The sequence below is a fragment of the Lentilactobacillus kefiri genome (assembly GCF_009739535.1).
Taxonomy (GTDB): Bacteria; Bacillota; Bacilli; order Lactobacillales; family Lactobacillaceae; genus Lentilactobacillus; species Lentilactobacillus kefiri.
Map to the genome: position 1 here is coordinate 2,376,617 of NZ_CP029971.1, position 20,318 is coordinate 2,396,934.

The window sequence follows — 20,318 nt, forward strand, 5'->3', positions numbered from 1 at the left end:
TTACACTATAAATATTCTAGCACTTTATGAATAAGCTTTGCCTGAATGACAATCGACTTTACATCATCTTATAAATTATTTGCCTGAAGAACCAAATCCACCATTCCGAGTCTGCTTTTTTTGCTGATCGTCCTGATCTGCCAATAAATATGGCATAAAGATTCCCTGAGCAATTCGTTCACCCTTTTTAATTGTGATATCGGAAATCCCAAAGTTCAAAATTTGAACGAAGATCTCGCCTTCGTTTCCTGAATTGTTGTAGTAATCCGAATCAATGACCCCGATCCCATTTGGAATGACAAGTCCCCTTTTTAGCGGATTACTGGATCGGTTGGCAATAATGAGAACCTCATCCGGCTGCATGTACGCTTTAATACCGGTTGGAATCAGAAAGGGTTTTAAAACTTTCTTCGCCTTGTCAATGGACGTTTCTGAGACATCCTTTTCATGTTTAACAGCCCACAGGACCTTCAAAAAATTTAATTTCCAAATTGAAGGAATCACAATTTCTTCAGCACTTTCAAAATCGTATCCGGCCGCATTGGTCGTTGTCCGGTACGGTAAAGTCAGTCCTTTTTCGGCATATTTCGTCACAATTTCAAATCCACGTTTCATTTAACTAGCTCCTTTTCGAGTTATATTCTATTATTGTAGTATAAACTAAGTTTTTATAGTTTGCACTGATTGACAAAAATGTTAAAATAACGCAGTATTGTAGTATAGTAAAACCTTTAAACAACTTTGAAATGAGGGACAATAATGACACATCAAGACGAATTGAAACAGTTGGCTGGCGAAGCCGCTGTTCAATTTATTGAAGACGGTATGGTAGTTGGGCTGGGCACTGGTTCAACCATGAAGTTTATGGTTAATGCACTCGGAGAACGGGTTAAAAAAGAACACCTTTCAATTGTTGGGGTGCCGACTTCTGAACGCACCAAAGAACAAGCCCACAGCTTGGGTATCCAAACTAAAGCAATCAATGAAATTGATCACATTGATTTGACAATTGATGGTGCCGATCAAATTGATCCCGATTACCAAGGCATCAAAGGTGGCGGTGGCGCCCAACTGTGGGAAAAAATTGTCGCAATCAATTCAACCAAAAACATCTGGATCGTTGACGAAACTAAAATGGCCGACGAACTGGGATCATTTCCTCTTCCACTTGAAGTCATCCCCTACGGCAGCAATCTTCTTTTCAGCCGATTAAAGAAAAAGGGTTATCACCCGGTTTTTCGGATGAATGGCGATAAATATTTCCTTACAGACTCAGACAACTACATCATCGACCTTCATTTGGGCCACATTAAGCACCCTCATGAATTGGCACTTGAATTAGATCAGATGACTGGAATCATTGAGCACGGTCTGTTCCTGGACTTGGTCAATACAATTATCGTGGGACATAAAGATGGGCCGGAAATTATTAAAGCCCGTTAATGAAATAAATCATCTTAACAGTTGGAACGGCATGTTGATGAACATTTGCCGCCAGCTGTTTTTATTTACCATTTTTTTGCTTCACTAGCCCTTTTTAATAAATGAGAGTAAAATAATATTCTATTAAGGAGAGTGATCATTTTTGACAGCAGAAATTAATTTAGATCAAATTAGTAAGTACCAAAAGAATCTTGACAATCGTAAAGATTCAAAAGTGATTGAACGTGCCGTTACCCACCAAGGCATTTTGGAGAGTAGTGAAGATTTTACCGCAGAAGGTAAAATGACCCCCGTTTTCTCAATTGATCTTTCAACCGGTAAAGTTGCCGATCAAAAGCAAAGTGGCCGCTGCTGGATGTTTGCCGCATTAAACACCATGCGGATTCACCTGATGAACACCTACAAGGTTCCCGACGACTTTGAGCTTTCTCAAAACTACACCAACTTCTGGGATAAATTTGAAAAATCAAATTATTTCTTGGAAAATGTTTTGAAAACTGCTGATCAGCCACTTGATTCACGAAAAGTTGCCTGGCTGATGGCTACCCCACAACAAGACGGTGGTCAATGGGACATGCTGTGTGCATTAATTGAAAAGTACGGAATCGTTCCTAAGTCAGCAATGCCTGAAACATTTAACAGCAGTCGTTCTGCTCAATTAAATAAATTTTTAAACTTAAAACTTCGTCATGACGCCGTTGCTTTGCGGGAATTAGTTGCCAATAAAGCTTCTGACGAAAAGATTGCCGAAACCAAAGACAGCATGATGAATGAAGTTTACCGCATGTTAACTTATGCACTCGGTGAACCTGCTACCAAATTTGATTTTGAATACCGTGACAAAGATAAGAACTATCATTTTGATGCCGGCATTACACCCCAAGAATTCTTCAAAAAATACGTCAACTTAAATCTTGAAGATTACGTATCATTGATTAATTCACCAACTGATGACAAGCCATTCAATAAAACCTACACAATTGAAATGTTGGGTAACGTTGTCAACGGCCGCCCCGTTAAACATTTAAACTTGGAAATGTCCGAACTTAAGAAGTTAGCCATCAAACAATTGCAAAATGGCGAATCCGTTTGGTTCGGTAGTGATGTTGGTCAAAGTTCAAATACTAAAAAAGGAATCATGGATACCAACTTATACGCACCTGACGAAATGTTTGACTCCGACCTGTCAATGTCAAAAGCTGAGCGCTTGGATTATGGCGAAAGCTTAATGACCCACGCAATGGTTATTACCGGTGTTGATTTGGTCAACGGTGAACCAACTAAATGGAAAGTTGAAAACAGCTGGGGAGAAAAAGTTGGTACCAAAGGCTACTTTGTTATGAGCGATGACTGGATGAATGAATTCGTCTATCAATTCGTTATTAACAAGAAATACCTTACCGATGCTCAACTTGAAGCCCAAAAGCAGGATCCGGTTGTCTTAAAGCCATGGGACCCAATGGGTGCTTTAGCTTAAATCAATCATTCATCCCATAAAAGATAAATACGACAAATCAGATTTTCTGATTTGTCGTATTTTTTATTCCATATAGTTTTTATCGATGATATTTAAGTGTTGATCAAAATCATATCTGATTGGCTTTCCGTTTGGTACCTCAACGTTTGGGATATCTTCATCGGAAATGTTCTCCAAGAACTTGATCAAGGCCCGCAGTGTGCTGCCATGAGCCACAATGAGCTGATTCTTGCCATCTAAGAGCCTTGGGGCAATGTGGTCAACCCAATATGGAATCAACCGCTCCTGGGCCATCTGGAGGCTCTCACCCAGTGGAATCTTGACACCATAGCGATCATATCGGGAATCCTCATCCCGTTTGGTCAAAAGCGGCGGAACCACCGTGAAGCTGCGCCGCCAGATTTTAAGTTGCTTGGCACCAACCTGTTCTTTAACCTTTAACTTGTTTTTACCGCGCAGACCACCATAGTGCCGCTCATTGAGTCGCCATGACTTGTGCTCGGGAATAAAGTTTTGGTTGATTTCGTCCAGAACAATATTTGTGGTAATGATTGCCCGCTTTAGAAAGGAAGTATGAACATCGTCAAATTGAATTTTTGACTTGGCAATGATTTTTCCAGCTGTATGGGCTTGATTGATCCCCTTTTCAGTTAATGAAACATCACTCCAACCGGTAAATATATTGTCACGATTAGCTTCACTTTCTCCGTGGCGCATGATTACTAATGTCGGCACGTTTACATCTTCTTTACTCAAATTAATTTGTTCACAAATATAATTTTAAAAAAGATGACCGAAGTCACCTTCTAATCTATCCAAATCTCTCATGGAACTTGTAAACAGACTCAGTTTAGCATTTCTTTTATAGCTTCTCAACTAAGACCATCAAAACAGGAATCATAATCAAGCTGAGTAAAGTTGTTTCGGCCACCATAATTGACGCGTATTCGGAATCAGCATGGTAAAGTCGCGAAACAACCGGGGCATTGGTCATGATCGGCATTGCCGACTGCATGATAAACACTTGCTTCATCAATACAGGAAGCGGTGTTGGAATCACCAATAGTGACATGATAATTGGCGCCAACATAAACCGACCAAACAAAATCAAGAAGTTGCTCCGATCAAAATGAATATTACTGAGATCAACGCTATTAATGGATATTCCAATAAAAATCATTGAAAGCGGAATAGTTAAATTTCCTATGTAATTGAAGTCCTGCATTAAAAAGTCAGGCAGCGTGACGTGCAGCAATACCAGAACAACCCCCACCATGAATCCTAAAAGTGGCGGTGAAAAAACTTTTTTTAAAGTTTGCTTCCAATTAAATGATGCCTCACCTTTACCGTCTTTTTGAATCAGGTAAACGCCCAGCGTCCAGAAGAACGTCGTATTGGCCATGTAATAGACCAACACAAATGGCAAACTGGATTTTCCAAACAACGCCATGTTGACAGGCAGCCCAACAAAAACCGTGTTTGAGTTGGAAAACATCGACATGAACAAGCCTGAATGCATCTTTGGAATCTTCGCAAACTTCACAACTAAAATGGATACAACATAAAGAAGCAGCATTGAGATGATTGGAAAAAACAAATCAGGAAGCGTCGTCAGCAGCTTCTTTGCGGTAAACTTTTCCATGATCGTGGAAATCATATACGCCGGCAACGCCACCTGAGTTACCAAACGGGCTATCATACTGGTCATTTTCCCATCAAACCAGTCATTTCTGGCCAATATAAAACCTAAGGCAATCATGATCAAAATGATCAAGACTCCGGAAACTGCGTTATAAAATACACCCATAAACATTCCTCAATTCTAAAAATCAATAACAATGAATTATTATAACACAATTAGAATCCACAGCTGACTATAATTTTTGGTATAATAGAACACGTTTGGAACAACTGATGTTACAATTATTAAATAATGTTTAAATAACCTCAGATTTCCGCAAACCGATGTGAATCTGCAATATACTTTTGTAAGGATTTTTTGTAAACGAGGAGTCATTTATGCCATCACATAAAGATAACAAAAACGAATTTGAACCTGTATATTCCCGAAGGGCTGATAAAAAGCCACACTATAAGCAAAAGAATCACCGCCGAAGAAGGATTATCGGCTGGAGCATTTTCTTTGTTCTGTTAGTCGCGCTTGGTGGTGGCCTGGTTTGGGGCTACGGTGCTTATAACAGTGCCAAGAATACTTTTAAAAAGACCTATGACTCCACCAACGTCTCAAAGGCACGAAACGTGTCGTCGGTTATTCAAAAGGGCAAGCCGCTTTCAATCCTGCTGCTTGGTACCGATACCGGTGCTTTGGGCCGACATGATACCGGTCGAACCGATACCATGATTGTCGCTTCAATCAACCCAAAGAAAAAAACCATTCATTTAACTAGTATTGCCCGGGATACCAAAGTGGTTGTTCCCGGCGACACTCAGCAATATGAGAAGATTAACGCCGCTTATACAATTGGCGGTGCCGGAACAGCTGTTAAAACTGTTCAAAACCTTCTCGACATCCCAATCGATTTCTATGCGATTATCAACATGGGTGGATTGGAAAAGATGGTTAATGCCGTCGGTGGTGTTGATGTTAAGCCACCATTGACGTTCCAGTACGGAGCAGCGAACGTTGTAAAAGGCAAGAAGGTTCATTTAAACGGCCGTGAAGCCTTGGACTATTCAAGAATGCGTGACGATGATCCACTTGGCGATTATGGTCGTCAGGTCCGTCAACGTCAGATCATCAAGAAACTTGTCATGAAAGGTTTAAACATCACTTCACTACCACGTTACAAATCAATCCTTTCATCATTATCAGGCAATATGAAGACGGATATGACATTTGACGATATGATTGCCGTTCGTGCCAAGTATGGCGATGCAACCCATCATATCAAGTCACAAACCCTTCAGGGTGAAAATGCCATGATCGATGGTCTCTCCTACCAAGTTGTGCCACAAAAGGAATTGTTAAGAGTTTCCAATGACATTCGATCATCACTTGGTTTAAGCAAATCATCCAAACTGCAAACGAGTCAAACAAATACGGATAATGGTCAGGGTGCAACTTCATCATCCAGTTATAACGGCTATTAATCTGAAAGACAGATATAAAATAATAAGGCGGGTTCAAAACGATTATGTTTTGAACCCGCCTTTTTTTATTTTAACTAGTTTTAACTATGCCAAGATTCCAGCAGAATATCCAAGGATTCCCAATATAAATAACCCGAGGATAATCCAAAGTGGTGACACCTGCTTTCGAATAAGCCAGACACAAATCAATGTCAGCACAACCGGTGCGAGGACATCAATGCTTGAATTTGCCAATTGACCAATCAGATGGCCACCTGACATTTGGCTGAACCAACCCGAAATCGAAACAAAGTCAACTTCAACCCATCTGGCAACAATCACACCCATCATGAAAACACCAAATATTGAGGTGGCATCCCCAACATTTTTAATAATGCCCGTATTGAATAGATTGATAATATTAGCGCCGTGATGATAACCGGCTGCCTGACAGAAATATCGAAAAACCAATCGTAATATGTTCCAAGCGATGAAAAATAGAATTGGTCCTAAAATCCCATAGCCACTTAATACCAAACTGGCAGCAAAAGCCGACAACACCGGCCGAATGGTTCCCAGCCAGATTGGATCGCCAAAGCCACCCATTGGGCCCATCATTGCTGTCTTAACGGCATTAATTGTATCATCGGAAATGTCAGCGCCGTTTGCGCGGTCTTCTTCCATGGATAAAACGACACCCGTAATCAATGATTGCATGATCGGCGACGTGTTAAAGAATTGCAGATGACGTTTCATTGCGGCTTTTCGCTGACTCGGATCTGGATATAACCGTTTAATTGCGGGCGCCATTATGTAAGCAAAGCCTAAATTTTGCATCCGCTCAAAGTTCCATGACCCCTGCTCCACACCTGACCGCCAAAATATTTTGAAAAAATCAGTTTTATGGAGGCGAATGGGCTTCTTTGACCCTATGTTTTCTTGTTGATTATGATTCATTTAACCCCACCCGCTTTATAAGTCATCAAGTTCTTTGTCAAAACTATCCATATCGTCATCACTGCCACTATCCCCAGACGCACCATGGCGCTTGTTTTTTAACCATACAAAGCCAATGGCGACTACCAAACCACATGCGGCCAGCACAAATAGGTTGATCTGCGTGAAAATGGCAATAACAAAACCAATGGCAAACCAAATCCACAACAATTTGCTGACCATCATATTAATCAAGTTAGCAAATCCAACTGCGGAAACCATGCCAACAGAAACGGCAATCCCGTTGGTAATCAGCATTGGTACCTGCTGCATCAGCTGATGAATGTATTGAGGTGAAATCAACATCACCAAAATGGTTGGAATCAGAACTCTCAGTCCTTGAATTCCCAAGCTGATTAAATGTAGTCGATCGACCCTTGAAATTTGGTTGTTTTGCGCAGCTTGGTCGGCATCATGAACCAATTTAACCGTCAATTTTCGAATCCAAATATTCAGCAGTTGACCAATGACCGCAAACGGGATTGCCAAGGCAATGCCATGTTTAATGCTTAGTGCAGCCGGTCCACAAACAAGCAGTGCTGAAATAACAGAAGGCAGAGCAATATCAGGAGCAACCGATGCCCCAATATTGATCCACCCAATTGTAATCATCTGCAAAGTTGCCCCCAGGATAATCCCTGCAGTGGCATTGCCGACTGCAATTCCCACAAGGGTACAAGCGATAATTGGCTGATAAACCTGCCATTCGTCAAGAATTCCATCCATTCCAACGACAAATGCTACCAGTAAAATTAAAATAATTGAAACGACACTCATGTATTTTCCCTCTACTTGTTAAAAACCCTTTTTATCTAACAGCGTTAAAAGGTCTTCCTTCTTTTCAGCTGGAATTTTTTGAGCACAAACATCTAGTTTAAAGTCGGTTGCCAACGTCCGGATCTGCTTGGCAATATCTTCATTCATTGAAATTGCGTCCGTCAGCATGGTCATACCGTCGGTATAAGCAATACTGCCAATGTTCACACCAATCTTTGAAAAATCAATCCCACCTTCAGCCAACTTCAACATGTCGCCAACCGTTTCAGTCAACAAAAGGGTATTAAAAGAATCGAACCGGGAATCAAAATATGCCCGAATCATTTTATTAATCGTCACAACATTTGCTTTGACACCAGGTGGTGCAACCTGTGTAATCAAGGTCTTGCGCAGTGGATCTTTGGCAACTGAATCAGAAACAACCATGATTCGGTTGGGCTTGACTGCCCGGGTCCAAAAAGTGGCAACCTGTCCGTGAAGCAGGCGGCTGTCAACCCTGGCAAGGCGAATATCCATTGTCATAACAAATCATCTCCTAAATCGTCATCATCTGCGGGAACTGTGAATTGGCGGATAGAATCACCGGCAATTTCATTAATTTTATTGACCAACTCGGTTAATGATGAGTTTCTTGCCATATAGGCTTCCAATAAAATCGGTAAGTTAACACCGGCAATCAATGCGGTTTTCTGAGGATCTTTAGCAACAACTTTTGCTGCAGCGTTGAATGGTGAACCACCCCATAGATCGGCCAGAATCAACGTTGGTGCGCTTTCAGGAAATTTGGACAACTCTGTGTCTACCTTAGCTGAAAGTGAATCTACGCCATCATTAGCAGCCAATGACACTGATGATACCTGCTGCTGCTTTCCGGCGATCATTTCTGCAGTTTGAATTAAGCTTTTCGAAAAGTCACCATGACTTACAACCAAAATTGAAATCATCATCTCACCTATTTTCTTAAAAATTCACGTAGCCTGTACTCCAAATATATCACAAAACACGGTTCGAGTTCTGCTTAAATTTCTAATTTGAATGGACGATTTTTAACAGATCTGCCGGTTCTTTCAAAAAGTAATCCGTATCGGTAAAGTCCGCTGACATTGGTGTCCGCCAGCCGGCTAATCCAAACTTAACGTGAGCCGCATGAGCAGCTTGAAGGTCATATTTGGTATCACCAATATAAACGGTCGAATTAGGATCGGCATGCAACTTTTCAATCCCCTTCAGAATCATATCGGGTGCCGGCTTACCTTTCTTGACCTCGCTTGAAAAAACAAATTGATCAAAGTACTTGTCCAAGCCAAATCTGGTAACATCCCGTTGAAATTCCGCTTCAACTTTCGATGTCGCAATGGCCATCCTCACGTTCGGGTTGGCCTGAAGGTTCTTAAGGACGTCTTCAATGCCATCATAAACGTGAACATACTGGGTGTAGTCCTTAATCTTGGCAAACCATTTCTGTCGAATATCGACCGGATCTTTGACTCCCAATATTTTAACCGTATCCATTGAATTGATGCCAAATAGTTTAACAACGTCGGCATATGAAAAGTTATAGCCATTTTCAAGTAAAGTTTTGTGTAAAGGTAACATATACATTTTTTCCGTGTCAATCAACGTTCCGTCTACATCAAAAATAAAATAGTCCATTTCTGCACCCCAATTATTTATTATTTGAAAAAAAGATCACATGCCACACAATAAAAAAGTCCGAATCACTATTTAAATGATAGTGATTCGAACTTTAACCATGCGGCCAAGAAGATTCGAACTTCCACCGGGATAATTCCCGACAAGATCCTTAATCTTGCGCGTCTGCCAATTCCGCCATGGCCGCATCAACAATTAAAAATTATAGCAGAAATTTGGCCAATTGACAAATGATTTTTGAAATTATTCTCCGCGAACTGTGGCACCCTCTGTATCAACCTGAAGTAACCGCAAGCTACCATTTAAATTTTGTTGTTCCAAATCAATCCGAAGTTGCGTCAATGAAGGCTTGTCGCCCAAGGTCGCAACCGTTGGACCGGCACCACTGAGGTACGTGCCAAAGATTCCAAGTTTATGAGCGGTTGATCGAATTTGATCAATTTCCGGAACTAATTCTTTACGGTATGGTTCGTGCAGCTGATCGCTTTCAATCATTGGAACTGCCTGATCCCATTTTCCCTGGGCAACCAAGGCAATAAACACATTCTCTTTACTGCTGGCGTGAACGGCTACTGGGTAATCAATCTTTTTAGGAAGCTTTTTTCGACTTTCCACTTCACTCACCCCATCTGGTCTGATATACATCAAAGCAGATATGGCTGGAACCGGAAGTGCGGCCGAAGTGACTTTTTCGCCATCGAAAGTTGAAACAACCATATTTCCCAATAAAGCTGCGGCGACACTTTCGGGATGGCCTTCAATCCGAGCCCCAATATCAACCTGTTGGTCGATGGTTAATCCTAAATCGCCCAATTTATTGGCAATCTTAATACCTGCCACAACGGCGGTTGTACTGGATCCTAATCCATGAGCAATCGGAACATCTGAAATGACCGTTAGCTGATGTGGATGGATATCCGGGTTCACTTTTAAAATTGTTTGAACAATCAAATTATGCTCATCGGTTGGGATGTCATTGCCCAATGCATGATTGACTTTCCATTCATCGGTCTTCTCTTCAACGATAACGGTGAAATAAAGTTTCAGGGCCAATCCCACCGAATCAACACCGGAACCTAAATTCGTCGTGGTTGCCGGTACTCTGATAATAATTTTTGCCATATGAAATCTCCTTCCTACGCACCCTGCTGCTGAATTTCATTAACCAGGTGAAGTCTGCCGTGGCATCGTCCACACACATACTTTACCAAATTGATTCTTCGTCTTCTATGATACTCCAAGCCGCAACGTTCACAGCGATAAATATATTTAATTTGAGCCGTTCGGGTCTGGGTTCTTGGCGCATACCGGGACCCACCCACGGCTTTGAGAAGCTGTTTAAACTGTTTGGTGTTGTGCTTGGCGCTGTACCCTGCCAAATGCAGGTGATAATGACATAATTCATGTTTGATAATGCCGATTAAAACTTCATGTGTTTGACCGTCGTCCATCTTTGGGTTGATATCAATATTGTGATCGTTTAAATGATATCGTCCACCCGTCGTTTTCAACCGAGAATTAAAGTAGGCCCGATGCCGGAACGGCTTGGCAAAATATTTAATCGAAATATCTTCAACCATTTTTTGTAATTGTTCATTTGTCATCGATCAACTATTCACCTAACCTTCCGGATCAACCATGCTCAGTTGGATTCGGTGACGATCGAGATCGACTGATTCAATCCAAACCGTCACAATATCGCCAACTGAAGCCACTTTGCTGGGATCTTTAACAAACGTTCGGCTCATTTTCGAAATATGAACCAAGCCGTCTTGTTTAACACCAATGTCAACGAACACCCCAAAGTCAACCACATTGCGGACGGTTCCTTGGAGCTTCATCCCCGGCTTTAGGTCTTCCATGGTCAAAACATCTTTTCTTAATAAGGGTGCGGGCATCTCGTCACGTAAATCACGACCCGGTGTTTCAACACCTTTGACAATATCTTTCAAGGTTTCGACCCCAACGCCGACAGTCTCGGCTTCCTGTTCCAAATTGAGATTACTTAACGCTGCTGAAACGGCCGGTTCGCCAAGTTGATTGATGTCCAGGCCATGGTTCTTCATTAACTTTTTGGCAGCTGAATAACTCTCGGGGTGAATGTCCGTATTATCGAGGGGATTTTTCCCACCAATAATCCGCAGGAATCCAACTGACTGTTCAAATGCCTTTGGCCCTAATCGGGGAACTTTTTTAAGCTCCGCACGCGCGCTGAACTCTCCCGAATCATTACGAAACTTCACAATATTCTTGGCTGTCGTTTTGGTCAAACCTGAAATATGAACCAGTAAGTCGGGACTTGCAGTGTTTAAATTAACGCCAACCCGGTTAACCGCCGTTTCAACAACTTGATCCAGTTGTTCTCCCAGTTGTTTTTGAGGAACATCGTGTTGATATTGACCGACGCCAATTGCCTGAGGGTCAATTTTAACCAATTCAGCCAGCGGATCTTGAATTCTCCGGGCAATGCTGACAGCTGATCGCTGTTCAACACTGAAGTCGGGGAATTCATCCCTGGCAACTTGGCTGGCAGAATAGACTGAAGCCCCTGCCTCATTGACGATCACGTAATAGATTGGCGTTTTAATTTCCTTAATGGCGTCAGCCACAAATTGTTCCGACTCACGGCTGGCAGTCCCATTACCAATGGCAATCATTTCAACGTGATTCTTATTGATGAAATCAATAAAGAGTCCTTTAGCCGCTTTCCGTTTAGCTTCACTTGCCGGTTTATGTGGATAAATAACAGTTTTGTCCAAATATTTACCATTTTGGTCGACAACCGCCAACTTACAACCGGTCCGATAGGCAGGATCAAAGCCCATGACAATTTTTCCTTTTAGTGGCGCCTGCATCAACAGGTTGTACAAATTCTTGCCAAAAATATCAATCGCATGGTCGGCAGCAACTTCAGTTAACTGCTTGCGGATTTCCCGTTCAATGGCGGGTCCGATGAAACGGTGATAAGCGTCTTCAATTGCATCAGTGACCACCTCGGCGGCAAAGCCCTGATGACTTCCAACTGTGTTGGCCTTTAAATGCCACATAATTGGGGCTTCATTGACTTCGATTTTAACGTTTAGAACCTTTTCCTTCTCACCACGATTAATCGCAAGTGTCCTAAATGATGGAATCGATTTAATTGGTTGACTGAAGTCATAATATTGTTGATACGTGCCATCTTCGTCCACGTCCTTGCCGCCACGTTTGACTTTGACAACCAGTTGACCGTACTGCTGGGTATTGTTGCGGACCCATTCTCGGAAATCGGCGCGATCACCGGCGTCTTCAGCGATAATTTCATGAACGCCGGCGAAAACTGATTCAACGTCTGGCAAGTCCTTATCCGGATTGATGTATTGGCTGGCCTGCTGTTTCAAGTCGGAAGCAAAATTCATTGCTGCTTTGGCTAACGGTTCAAGACCATTTTCCTTGGCAATGGTGGCTTTGGTTCGCCGCTTTTGTTTGTATGGCAGATAAAGGTCTTCAACTTGTTGAAGGACCGGTGCCTGCTCAATTTTCTTTTTGAGTTCCGGCGTAAGCTGTTGCTGTTCGTCGATGATCTTAATAACTTCCTGCTTACGTTTATCCAGGGTTTGAATCCGGTGAGCAGCATCTTGAATATCTCTAATTTCAACTTCATCAAGATTGGAAGTTCGTTCTTTTCGATATCTGGCAATGAAGGGAACGGTATCCCCTTCATCAAGCATCTTTAGAGTTTCAACGATTTGTTTTTCTCTTATATGTGGTAAATCATGCTGTATTTTATGCGCAAGTGTTTCGTTCATTTCTTCCACCTCATCAATAGTGTCAAAGTTAATTATAGCAGAGAGAACCCGGCAATTGGGCTGCAATTCTCAAAGATATCTGGCTGAATGGCAAGTGGCTGAGAGCTAGGCATGCATCCACTTTTTCGTAAAAAAGATGATCGTCCGAAGACGACCATCCCAAGTGATTCATATAATTTTACATAATCGAACAGGTCTCATAAGCCCTGTTTAATTTACTTGCTAAATTTGTCCCATAATTCTCGTCGTGGTACTTGATACCTTGGCGATACTGTTTTCCTGATCCTTTTCGGACTGATTGAATTTGTCGGCATCGACCTTGGCTGCATCGGGATCAATGCTGTCAGTCATTGCCTGGCATGCGTTGGCATAATCTTCATAGTGCCGAACCAGCAGCTTATGCTTTCCCAGTAACTTGACCGGTACGGCAACCTGTTGAAGCTTGTTAACGTTGTCGTTATATTTGTCGGTTCCGGATTGAAAATGGTCCTTGATTCCTTTCAACTGGTCACTGGTTAAATCGGCAAGTGTGTTGTTATCAATTGCCTTTCGTAAAGTCTCATAGTCATCGTTTAAATCTTCACCATTTTTTGAAGTGGCGTCAATGACGTCTGAAACGGTTTTTGCATATCGTTGCATATCTTGTGGTTTCAAAATATCAGTCCTCCATTTGTTTTATTTATGAGAAATGTGTCTCTGAATATATTTTACTACTTCTGTCACAACAACAATCATAAAGCCGCCAAATACGACAACCAGCCATTGTGAAGCAGTCAATTCAGTCACGTGGAACATCGAGTTGAAGCCTGGAATAACAATCGTCATGATTAACAGAATTGCCGACCCCAACAATGCCCAGTTGAAGAACTTGTTTCTAAACATGCCGACTCTAAAGATTGATTCGTGAATCGTCTTTGAGTTAAAGGCATGGAACAGTTGGATCAACCCTAATGTTGCGTAAGCCATCGTCAACGCATCTGCATGCGCCAAAGCTTCGGATGCATGAACTGGGTTGGTAATTGCAAAGGCATAAACGCAAAGGGTAATGAAGCCTTCAAAGAATCCCTGGTATAAGATGTTGCTCATAATCCCACCGGATAAGAAGTTTGACGACCGCCCACGTGGTTTCCGTTTCATAATCCCGGGTTCTGCAGGTTCAACTCCCAGCGCGATTGCTGGAAATGTATCGGTTACCAGGTTAATCCACAAAATCTGAACCGGTGCCAGAATCTGCCAGCCCATCATGGTCATCACGAACAAGGTCAAAACTTCTCCCAAGTTGGCAGATAGAAGATACTGCAGTGATTTTTGAATGTTGGAGAAGACTTTTCGACCGGCTTTAACAGCGGTAACGATTGTCGCAAAGTTATCATCAGCCAAAACCATGTCGGAAGCTTCCTTTGAAACTTCGGTTCCGGTAATTCCCATTCCAACACCGATGTCAGCAGTCTTTAAAGCCGGCGCGTCGTTGACACCGTCACCGGTCATGGCAACCACTTTGCCCTGATTCTGCCATGCTTTGACGATTCTAACCTTATGTTCGGGCGCCACTCGGGCGTAGACCGAAATATCAGTCACTTCTTTATTAAATTGATCATCTGACATTTCATCCAACTGAGCACCGTTGATGACCTTACCGCCGGGATTGTCACCACGGCCTAAAATTCCCAGCCGTTTGGCAATTGCCTGCGCGGTATCTTGATGGTCACCGGTAATCATAATTGACTTGATCCCGGCAGATTTAGCTTCGGCAACCGCTTGAGCCACTTCTGGACGTTCCGGATCAATCATTCCAATCAGGCCGACAAAAATCATATCGTGTTCCTGAGCATTAGAAGTTAAATCCGTTGGAACATCATCCACAAACCGATAGGCAAACGCCAGAACCCGCAAGGCCTGAGTTGCCAAATCATGATTGGTAGAACGGATCAAGACTTGGTCATCATCTGTTATATCTCGAACCTGATCACCGTCTTGAATTTTGGTAACCCGTTGCAATAGTTGATCAGGGGCACCCTTCATGGTCATCAAAATCTTGCCGTCATCCATTTTGTTATAGGTTGACATTAATTTTCGCTCGGAATCAAAAGGAATTTCAGCCAATCGTGGATGAGCATTTACAAATTGTTGGACCGGTTCGTCTTTATTTAGGTAAAAGGCAACCAACGCCGTTTCGGTTGGATCCCCCGCCAGTTCTTTTTCTTGGTACTTGGTATCATTATTCAAGACCATAATTTGAGCTAAACGATCTTTTAGAGATAAATGGGCATCGGCAGAGTCTTGAAGTTGATCATTCAAGAACACTTTTTCGACGGTCATTTTATTTTGGGTTAAGGTCCCGGTTTTATCTGACGCAATCACGTCGGTACTACCAAGGGTTTCCACGGCAGGCAATTTGCGAATCAATGCCCGGTGTCTTGCCATTTGCTGAGTTCCAAGGGCCAAGGTAACCGTCACAATTGCCGGAAGTCCTTCAGGAATTGCGGCCACAGCTAGTGAAATGGCTGTCAGCAGCATATTAATCAGGCTTTCCTGACCACGCCACATTCCAACGGCAAACACGATGACCGCAATAATCAAAATTAAAACTGTCAGCATTTTACCCAAAGATTTCAGGTTTTCCTGCAATGGCGTAGTGGTTTCTTCAGTTGTATTAAGCATATGAGCAATTTTACCGACTTCGGTATTCATCCCCGTGCCAATAACAACTCCGGTCGCCCGACCGGATGTCACGTTACTGTTCATAAATCCAAGGTTTTTCCGATCTCCTAAAGGCAAATCTTTTTCCGTAATCGGATCAACCTGCTTGTTAACCGGCACAGATTCCCCTGTCAAGGCAGCCTCTTCGATTTTAAGGGAATTGGCTTCGGTGAGTCGAATATCGGCAGGAACAACATCTCCTGCCTCTAAAAGGACGATGTCGCCGGGAACAATGTCTTCACTTTTCACAGATTTGGATTGATTGTTCCTCAGAACGGTCGCCATTGGCGCAGACATTTCTTTAAGTGAATCAATCGCATTTTCGGCTTTGGATTCTTGAAACACCCCAAAGATGGCATTTAAAATGACCACCGCCAAAATAATCACGGCGTCCACCGTTTCACCGGCAAACCCGGCAATCACCGCGGCAACAATCAAAATGATAATCATTAAATCTTTGAACTGGGCAATAAACTTTTCAATCAGTGTTGTCCGGCGCTTTGAAGTCAGTTTGTTGGCACCAAACTGCTGCCGCCGATCTTTGACTTCCTGATCAGTTAGTCCGGTCGGATGAGCTTTCATCTGGCTCATCACATCATCGACCGTCCGTTGGTAAAACATCTTCTTCTCCTGTTTCATCTACTTCCTCCTCTAAAAGAAAAGAGACCTACAAATTCCTCGCTAAAAGAATTCATAAGTCTCACCATTTAAGATTTATCCCGGAAATACGAGTATTTCACGTTGACGAGATAATCGCAATCGTAATTGCTGGTTACTCCCTTTGTTTATCGTAATTATACCGAACGACTAATGAAAAGTCACTAAAAATCTACTTCCAAAAAGTGTCGTAAACGTTAATTGGTGTATGACGCTTGTGCTGAGTCTTGTTGTACCAACCTTCGATGGTCTCGGCAGCCTTATCAGAAACTTGGCGGCCTTCCAAATAAGCGTCAATGTCTTGATAGGTGACTCCCAAAGCAACCTCATCAGGCAATGCTGGCCGATTGTCTTCCAAGTCGGCAGTTGGTGTCTTTTCATAAAGATGTTCAGGAGCGCCCAGTAACTTCAACAGCTGCTTGCCCTGTTCCTTGTCCAAACGCCATAAGGGTGTAATATCAGCCGCACCATCACCAAATTTGGTATAAAACCCGGTCACGGCCTCGGCGGCATGGTCGGTTCCAACCACGGCACCGGATTTTGCGCCGGCAATCGCATATTGGGCGATCATTCGTTGGCGAGCCTTAATGTTGCCTTTGTTGAAATCGTCAATTTCGATATGATTTGCTTCAACAGAAGCCACTGCCGCGTCGACAGCTGGCTTGATATTCACCTTGACGACCTTGTCGGCATTCATCCAGCTGATTGCTTCCAAAGCATCTGATTCATCAGCTTGAACACCATAAGGAAGCCGAACCGCGATAAATTGGTAACTGGCATCGCCGGTTTCATCCCGTAATTCAGAAATTGCCATTTCAGACAATTTCCCGGCCAAAGTCGAATCCTGGCCACCGGAAATTCCCAAAACAAGTGTTTTCAAGAATGTAAATTTCTTCAGGTAAGCCTTTAAGAAGTCGACACTTCGGCGAACTTCCTTCTGTGGATCAATTGTCGGTTGCACTTTTAACGTCTTAATGATTTCTTGTTGTTTGGCTCTCATGTCCATCCCTCATTTTATATTTAGTATTTAATATCGTTAATGTAGTTACGGATCTTTTCAATAATATCACGTTTGTTATCCCAGCACTTTTGTGACAGGTCAACTGGATATTTTTGCGGATTCAGTTCCCGTTTGTATTCCGGCCACAAAGATGCCAGCTCTTTTTCAGCGTAGTGAACGGTCTGCTTTAAATTTGGCCGTTTATAAGTCAACTGGCCATTCTCAAAGATTGGCTTGAGAAGTGGAATTGCATCAAATTTTTCAACGGTTTTATTGATGTAAGTGTAGTTTGGATGGAACATAAAAATCGACTTTTCTTTGCGGGGATCTTCATCGGCCAATGTGACATAGTCACCTTCCGACTTGCCATCCTTACTATCGGTAATCCGCCAAACCTGCTTTTTACCAGGTGTCGAAACTTTTTCGGCATTCCCAGAAATTTTAATTGTATCAATCATCTTGCCATTAGCATCTTCAACGGAAACCATCTTGTAGACTGCGCCAAGGGCTGGTTGATCAAAAGCGGTAATCACTTTGGTCCCAACACCCCAAACGTCAATTTTGGCGTCCTGCATCTTCAAGCTGGCAATCGTTGTTTCATCCAAATCATTTGATGCGTAAATCTTAGTGTTTGGATAACCGGCATTATCGAGAACTTCCCGGACTCGCTTGGAAAGATAAGCCATATCACCGGAATCCAGGCGAACACCGGCAAAATTAATCTTGTCGCCCATTTCATTGGCAACTTTGATTGCGCTGGGAACCCCACTCTTGAGAGTGTCATAAGTGTCGACAAGAAAAACACATTCATGATGCGTTTTTGCGTATGCTTTAAAGGCATCGTAGTCGTTACCAAAAGATTCAACGAGTGAATGGGCGTGGGTTCCACTAATTGGAATTCCAAACTTTTTGCCTGCTAAAACATTTGAAGTGGCGTTAAAACCACCAATGATTGTGGCTCGCGTCCCCCAAAGGGCTGCGGAAACCTCTTGTGCTCGACGACTGCCGAATTCCATCAGCGGATCATCACCGGCAACCGTTCTGATTCTGGATGCTTTGGTGGCAATTAAAGTCTGATAGTTCACCATATTCAAAATGGCGGTTTCGACCAACTGGCATTCACACAAGCTCCCCTCAACCTGCAAAATCGGTTCGTTGGCAAAAACAATGTCGCCTTCATAAGCGGATTTGATGGATCCCTTAAATTCAAAGTTTCTTAAGTATTCTAAAAAACTGTCAGGATAATCTGTTACTTGTCGTAAATAATCGATATCATCATCATTGAACTTCAAATTTTCAATATACTGAATAATGTGTTCAAGTCCGGCGAATACCGCATACCCATTTCCAAACGGCAGCTTTCGGAAAAACACTTCGAAAACCGCCTTTCGATTTTCCATGTGTTTCTCAAAGTAAGTTGCCATCATGTTGATTTCGTAAAAATCGGTATGAAGTGTTAAATTATCGTGTTCTGACATATTGTGTCAATATCCTCCCCGGAGATTTGTTATATAATTAGTATATATTCTATCATTTTTACGATTATTAACAAAAACAATGTGAGTGTTTCAAAATTTATCATGCCTGAAGGAGTTATTATGAACAACCAAAGTACCGCTAACACCGTTGATATCTTAGGAATTCACTTTCTAAATACCACTGAAAAAGCGTTTCAAAACATTTTACATAAACGAATTAATGATGGCACCAATACATTTGTGGTAACTGCCAACCCGGAAATTGTGATGTATGCAAAAAGTGATCCATCATATGAAAAATTAATTCAAACGGCCGACTACATTATTCCAGACGGAATTGGCATTATCATTGGTGCCAAAATGTTGAAGACACCCCTACACGAAAGAGTAACCGGCTATGATTTGTTTGTTCATCTACTCGAATGGGGAAATGCCCACCAAAAATCGGCTTATTTTGTTGGCGCCCAGCCGGCCGTCATTCGAAAGCTGAGAAAAGTCGTCGAAAAAGATTATCCATTTTTGACGATTGCAGGCACCCACGATGGTTATTTTGGCGACGACCGAAATATTGTCCACGACATTAACCGGACAAAGCCCGACATGGTGTTTGTGGCAACCGGTTACCCCAAGCAAGAAGAATTTATTGACAAAAACCGTTCCGCTTCCGACGGGCTCTGGATCGGGATTGGTGGATCCTTTGATGTCTTAACCGGAACCGTTAAACGAGCCCCCAAAGCCTGGCAGCGAATGCATTTGGAATGGCTGTACCGAGTGGTTAAAGAACCCAGTCGAATTGGCCGACTAATGGTCCTGCCAAAGTATTTGTGGCAGATTATCAAGCAAAAATTTTCTAAAAAAAACTAAGGTGGTTAACATGAAACAAATTTCTGCTAAAAACCTGACTTATTTCATTATTGCTTTGACAATGGTCGGAATTGTTTGGAATCTGATTGACCATGAGCAGCCAATTCAAGACAGTCAATATGGTATCCTCGGAATCTGGGCATTGGGATACGTTACCAGTTATCTAAGACTTCCCAGATTGAGTATGTATGTCATCTATTTTGTTTTGTTTATGGTTATTGAAAGACAGATTGGCGGCTACCGCGACTGGACTTCATGGATTATCTTTGCGGTCGTTGCCGTCTTCATGACATGGGTCACCGATTTGATCAGAACAACTTATGCCAGCCGTTACGATAAGCCCAAAAAGAAAGATCACAAAAACGAAACTTTAAACAAATAAAGAACTCAGACAT

The 20,318-nt window shown here is 42.4% G+C and carries 20 protein-coding genes and 1 tRNA gene; 5 read left to right on the forward strand and 16 right to left on the reverse strand.

All coding sequences use genetic code 11. The annotated features are described in order from the left end of the window. Positions 1–75: 75 nt before the first annotated feature. Complete coding sequence (locus tag DNL43_RS11395; protein ID WP_054769178.1) at positions 76–615, reverse strand: dCTP deaminase/dUTPase family protein; 540 nt, start codon at positions 613–615, stop codon at positions 76–78. Between the two features lie 144 nt (positions 616–759). Between DNL43_RS11395 and rpiA the strand changes: the two genes are divergently transcribed. Then, the gene (gene rpiA / locus DNL43_RS11400; protein WP_056982926.1) at positions 760–1,443 is read left to right on the forward strand and encodes a ribose-5-phosphate isomerase RpiA; all 684 of its coding nucleotides are present in this window, start codon (positions 760–762) and stop codon (positions 1,441–1,443) included. Between the two features lie 142 nt (positions 1,444–1,585). Then, the gene (locus tag DNL43_RS11405; RefSeq protein ID WP_056982924.1) at positions 1,586–2,920 is read left to right on the forward strand and encodes a C1 family peptidase; all 1,335 of its coding nucleotides are present in this window, start codon (positions 1,586–1,588) and stop codon (positions 2,918–2,920) included. A 63-nt stretch (positions 2,921–2,983) separates the two neighbouring features. Here DNL43_RS11405 and DNL43_RS11410 read toward each other — a convergent pair whose 3' ends face one another. Both DNL43_RS11410 and DNL43_RS11415 read right to left on the reverse strand, forming a co-directional pair. Then, positions 2,984–3,637: a 2,3-bisphosphoglycerate-dependent phosphoglycerate mutase gene (locus DNL43_RS11410; RefSeq protein WP_261907081.1), complete on the reverse strand. Its 654-nt coding sequence runs from the start codon at positions 3,635–3,637 to the stop codon at positions 2,984–2,986. Positions 3,638–3,782: 145 nt separating this feature from the next. Then, on the reverse strand, positions 3,783–4,727 hold the full coding sequence (locus DNL43_RS11415) for an AEC family transporter (protein WP_056982921.1): 945 nt from the start codon (positions 4,725–4,727) through the stop codon (positions 3,783–3,785). 212 nt (positions 4,728–4,939) lie between these two features. Between DNL43_RS11415 and DNL43_RS11420 the strand changes: the two genes are divergently transcribed. After that, the gene (locus DNL43_RS11420; RefSeq protein ID WP_056982919.1) at positions 4,940–6,031 is read left to right on the forward strand and encodes an LCP family protein; all 1,092 of its coding nucleotides are present in this window, start codon (positions 4,940–4,942) and stop codon (positions 6,029–6,031) included. 84 nt (positions 6,032–6,115) lie between these two features. Here DNL43_RS11420 and DNL43_RS11425 read toward each other — a convergent pair whose 3' ends face one another. The 13 genes from DNL43_RS11425 to DNL43_RS11485 form a co-directional block, all read right to left on the reverse strand. Then, on the reverse strand, positions 6,116–6,967 hold the full coding sequence (locus DNL43_RS11425; protein WP_056982917.1) for a PTS system mannose/fructose/sorbose family transporter subunit IID: 852 nt from the start codon (positions 6,965–6,967) through the stop codon (positions 6,116–6,118). A gap of 15 nt (positions 6,968–6,982) precedes the next feature. Continuing rightward, the gene (locus tag DNL43_RS11430) at positions 6,983–7,783 is read right to left on the reverse strand and encodes a mannose/fructose/sorbose family PTS transporter subunit IIC (RefSeq protein WP_056982915.1); all 801 of its coding nucleotides are present in this window, start codon (positions 7,781–7,783) and stop codon (positions 6,983–6,985) included. Positions 7,784–7,801: 18 nt separating this feature from the next. Beyond that, complete coding sequence (locus DNL43_RS11435) at positions 7,802–8,305, reverse strand: PTS system mannose/fructose/N-acetylgalactosamine-transporter subunit IIB (RefSeq protein ID WP_056982913.1); 504 nt, start codon at positions 8,303–8,305, stop codon at positions 7,802–7,804. Next, on the reverse strand, positions 8,302–8,730 hold the full coding sequence (locus DNL43_RS11440; protein ID WP_225364727.1) for a PTS sugar transporter subunit IIA: 429 nt from the start codon (positions 8,728–8,730) through the stop codon (positions 8,302–8,304). The genes DNL43_RS11435 and DNL43_RS11440 overlap by 4 nt, the downstream gene beginning before the upstream one ends. Before the next feature lie 79 nt (positions 8,731–8,809). Next, on the reverse strand, positions 8,810–9,436 hold the full coding sequence (locus DNL43_RS11445) for an HAD family hydrolase (protein WP_054769177.1): 627 nt from the start codon (positions 9,434–9,436) through the stop codon (positions 8,810–8,812). A 101-nt stretch (positions 9,437–9,537) separates the two neighbouring features. Continuing rightward, positions 9,538–9,623, reverse strand: a tRNA-Leu gene (locus DNL43_RS11450). Between the two features lie 56 nt (positions 9,624–9,679). Further along, positions 9,680–10,558 carry a homoserine kinase gene (gene thrB, locus DNL43_RS11455; RefSeq protein WP_056982912.1) on the reverse strand — a complete coding sequence of 293 codons (879 nt, stop codon included), beginning with the start codon at positions 10,556–10,558 and terminating at the stop codon, positions 9,680–9,682. A gap of 14 nt (positions 10,559–10,572) precedes the next feature. Further along, positions 10,573–11,040, reverse strand: a complete 468-nt coding sequence (locus DNL43_RS11460) for a SprT family protein (protein ID WP_056982910.1) — start codon at positions 11,038–11,040, stop codon at positions 10,573–10,575. Positions 11,041–11,055: 15 nt separating this feature from the next. Next, complete coding sequence (locus tag DNL43_RS11465) at positions 11,056–13,224, reverse strand: Tex family protein (protein WP_095344851.1); 2,169 nt, start codon at positions 13,222–13,224, stop codon at positions 11,056–11,058. A gap of 222 nt (positions 13,225–13,446) precedes the next feature. Further along, positions 13,447–13,878 (reverse strand): hypothetical protein, encoded by a 432-nt coding sequence (locus DNL43_RS11470; protein ID WP_056982907.1) that lies wholly within the window; start codon positions 13,876–13,878, stop codon positions 13,447–13,449. Positions 13,879–13,899: 21 nt separating this feature from the next. Continuing rightward, positions 13,900–16,563 carry a calcium-translocating P-type ATPase, PMCA-type gene (locus DNL43_RS11475; protein ID WP_056982905.1) on the reverse strand — a complete coding sequence of 888 codons (2,664 nt, stop codon included), beginning with the start codon at positions 16,561–16,563 and terminating at the stop codon, positions 13,900–13,902. A gap of 190 nt (positions 16,564–16,753) precedes the next feature. Then, complete coding sequence (gene nadE / locus DNL43_RS11480; protein ID WP_056982903.1) at positions 16,754–17,581, reverse strand: ammonia-dependent NAD(+) synthetase; 828 nt, start codon at positions 17,579–17,581, stop codon at positions 16,754–16,756. A 20-nt stretch (positions 17,582–17,601) separates the two neighbouring features. After that, complete coding sequence (locus DNL43_RS11485; protein ID WP_056982900.1) at positions 17,602–19,059, reverse strand: nicotinate phosphoribosyltransferase; 1,458 nt, start codon at positions 19,057–19,059, stop codon at positions 17,602–17,604. 120 nt (positions 19,060–19,179) lie between these two features. Here DNL43_RS11485 and DNL43_RS11490 point away from each other — a divergent pair, with 120 nt between their 5' ends. Both DNL43_RS11490 and DNL43_RS11495 read left to right on the forward strand, forming a co-directional pair. Continuing rightward, positions 19,180–19,923: a WecB/TagA/CpsF family glycosyltransferase gene (locus DNL43_RS11490; RefSeq protein ID WP_056982899.1), complete on the forward strand. Its 744-nt coding sequence runs from the start codon at positions 19,180–19,182 to the stop codon at positions 19,921–19,923. Positions 19,924–19,933: 10 nt separating this feature from the next. Continuing rightward, positions 19,934–20,305: a hypothetical protein gene (locus DNL43_RS11495; protein WP_056982896.1), complete on the forward strand. Its 372-nt coding sequence runs from the start codon at positions 19,934–19,936 to the stop codon at positions 20,303–20,305. The last annotated feature ends 13 nt before the right edge of the window (positions 20,306–20,318 follow it).

Bases quoted from the DNA above. Each gene is read 5' to 3' on its own strand.
- thrB (WP_056982912.1), bottom strand. From the start codon at position 10,558: ATGGCAAAAATTATTATCAGAGTACCGGCAACCACGACGAATTTAGGT.
- DNL43_RS11410 (WP_261907081.1), bottom strand. From the start codon at position 3,637: ATGCGCCACGGAGAAAGTGAAGCTAATCGTGACAATATATTTACCGGT.
- DNL43_RS11475 (WP_056982905.1), bottom strand. From the start codon at position 16,563: ATGAAACAGGAGAAGAAGATGTTTTACCAACGGACGGTCGATGATGTG.
- DNL43_RS11445 (WP_054769177.1), bottom strand. From the start codon at position 9,436: ATGGACTATTTTATTTTTGATGTAGACGGAACGTTGATTGACACGGAA.
- DNL43_RS11440 (WP_225364727.1), bottom strand. From the start codon at position 8,730: ATGATGATTTCAATTTTGGTTGTAAGTCATGGTGACTTTTCGAAAAGC.
- nadE (WP_056982903.1), bottom strand. From the start codon at position 17,581: ATGAGAGCCAAACAACAAGAAATCATTAAGACGTTAAAAGTGCAACCG.
- DNL43_RS11460 (WP_056982910.1), bottom strand. From the start codon at position 11,040: ATGACAAATGAACAATTACAAAAAATGGTTGAAGATATTTCGATTAAA.
- DNL43_RS11420 (WP_056982919.1), top strand. From the start codon at position 4,940: ATGCCATCACATAAAGATAACAAAAACGAATTTGAACCTGTATATTCC.
- DNL43_RS11495 (WP_056982896.1), top strand. From the start codon at position 19,934: ATGAAACAAATTTCTGCTAAAAACCTGACTTATTTCATTATTGCTTTG.
- DNL43_RS11435 (WP_056982913.1), bottom strand. From the start codon at position 8,305: ATGACAATGGATATTCGCCTTGCCAGGGTTGACAGCCGCCTGCTTCAC.
- DNL43_RS11485 (WP_056982900.1), bottom strand. From the start codon at position 19,059: ATGTCAGAACACGATAATTTAACACTTCATACCGATTTTTACGAAATC.
- DNL43_RS11395 (WP_054769178.1), bottom strand. From the start codon at position 615: ATGAAACGTGGATTTGAAATTGTGACGAAATATGCCGAAAAAGGACTG.
- DNL43_RS11425 (WP_056982917.1), bottom strand. From the start codon at position 6,967: ATGAATCATAATCAACAAGAAAACATAGGGTCAAAGAAGCCCATTCGC.
- DNL43_RS11430 (WP_056982915.1), bottom strand. From the start codon at position 7,783: ATGAGTGTCGTTTCAATTATTTTAATTTTACTGGTAGCATTTGTCGTT.
- rpiA (WP_056982926.1), top strand. From the start codon at position 760: ATGACACATCAAGACGAATTGAAACAGTTGGCTGGCGAAGCCGCTGTT.
- DNL43_RS11415 (WP_056982921.1), bottom strand. From the start codon at position 4,727: ATGGGTGTATTTTATAACGCAGTTTCCGGAGTCTTGATCATTTTGATC.
- DNL43_RS11490 (WP_056982899.1), top strand. From the start codon at position 19,180: ATGAACAACCAAAGTACCGCTAACACCGTTGATATCTTAGGAATTCAC.
- DNL43_RS11465 (WP_095344851.1), bottom strand. From the start codon at position 13,224: ATGAACGAAACACTTGCGCATAAAATACAGCATGATTTACCACATATA.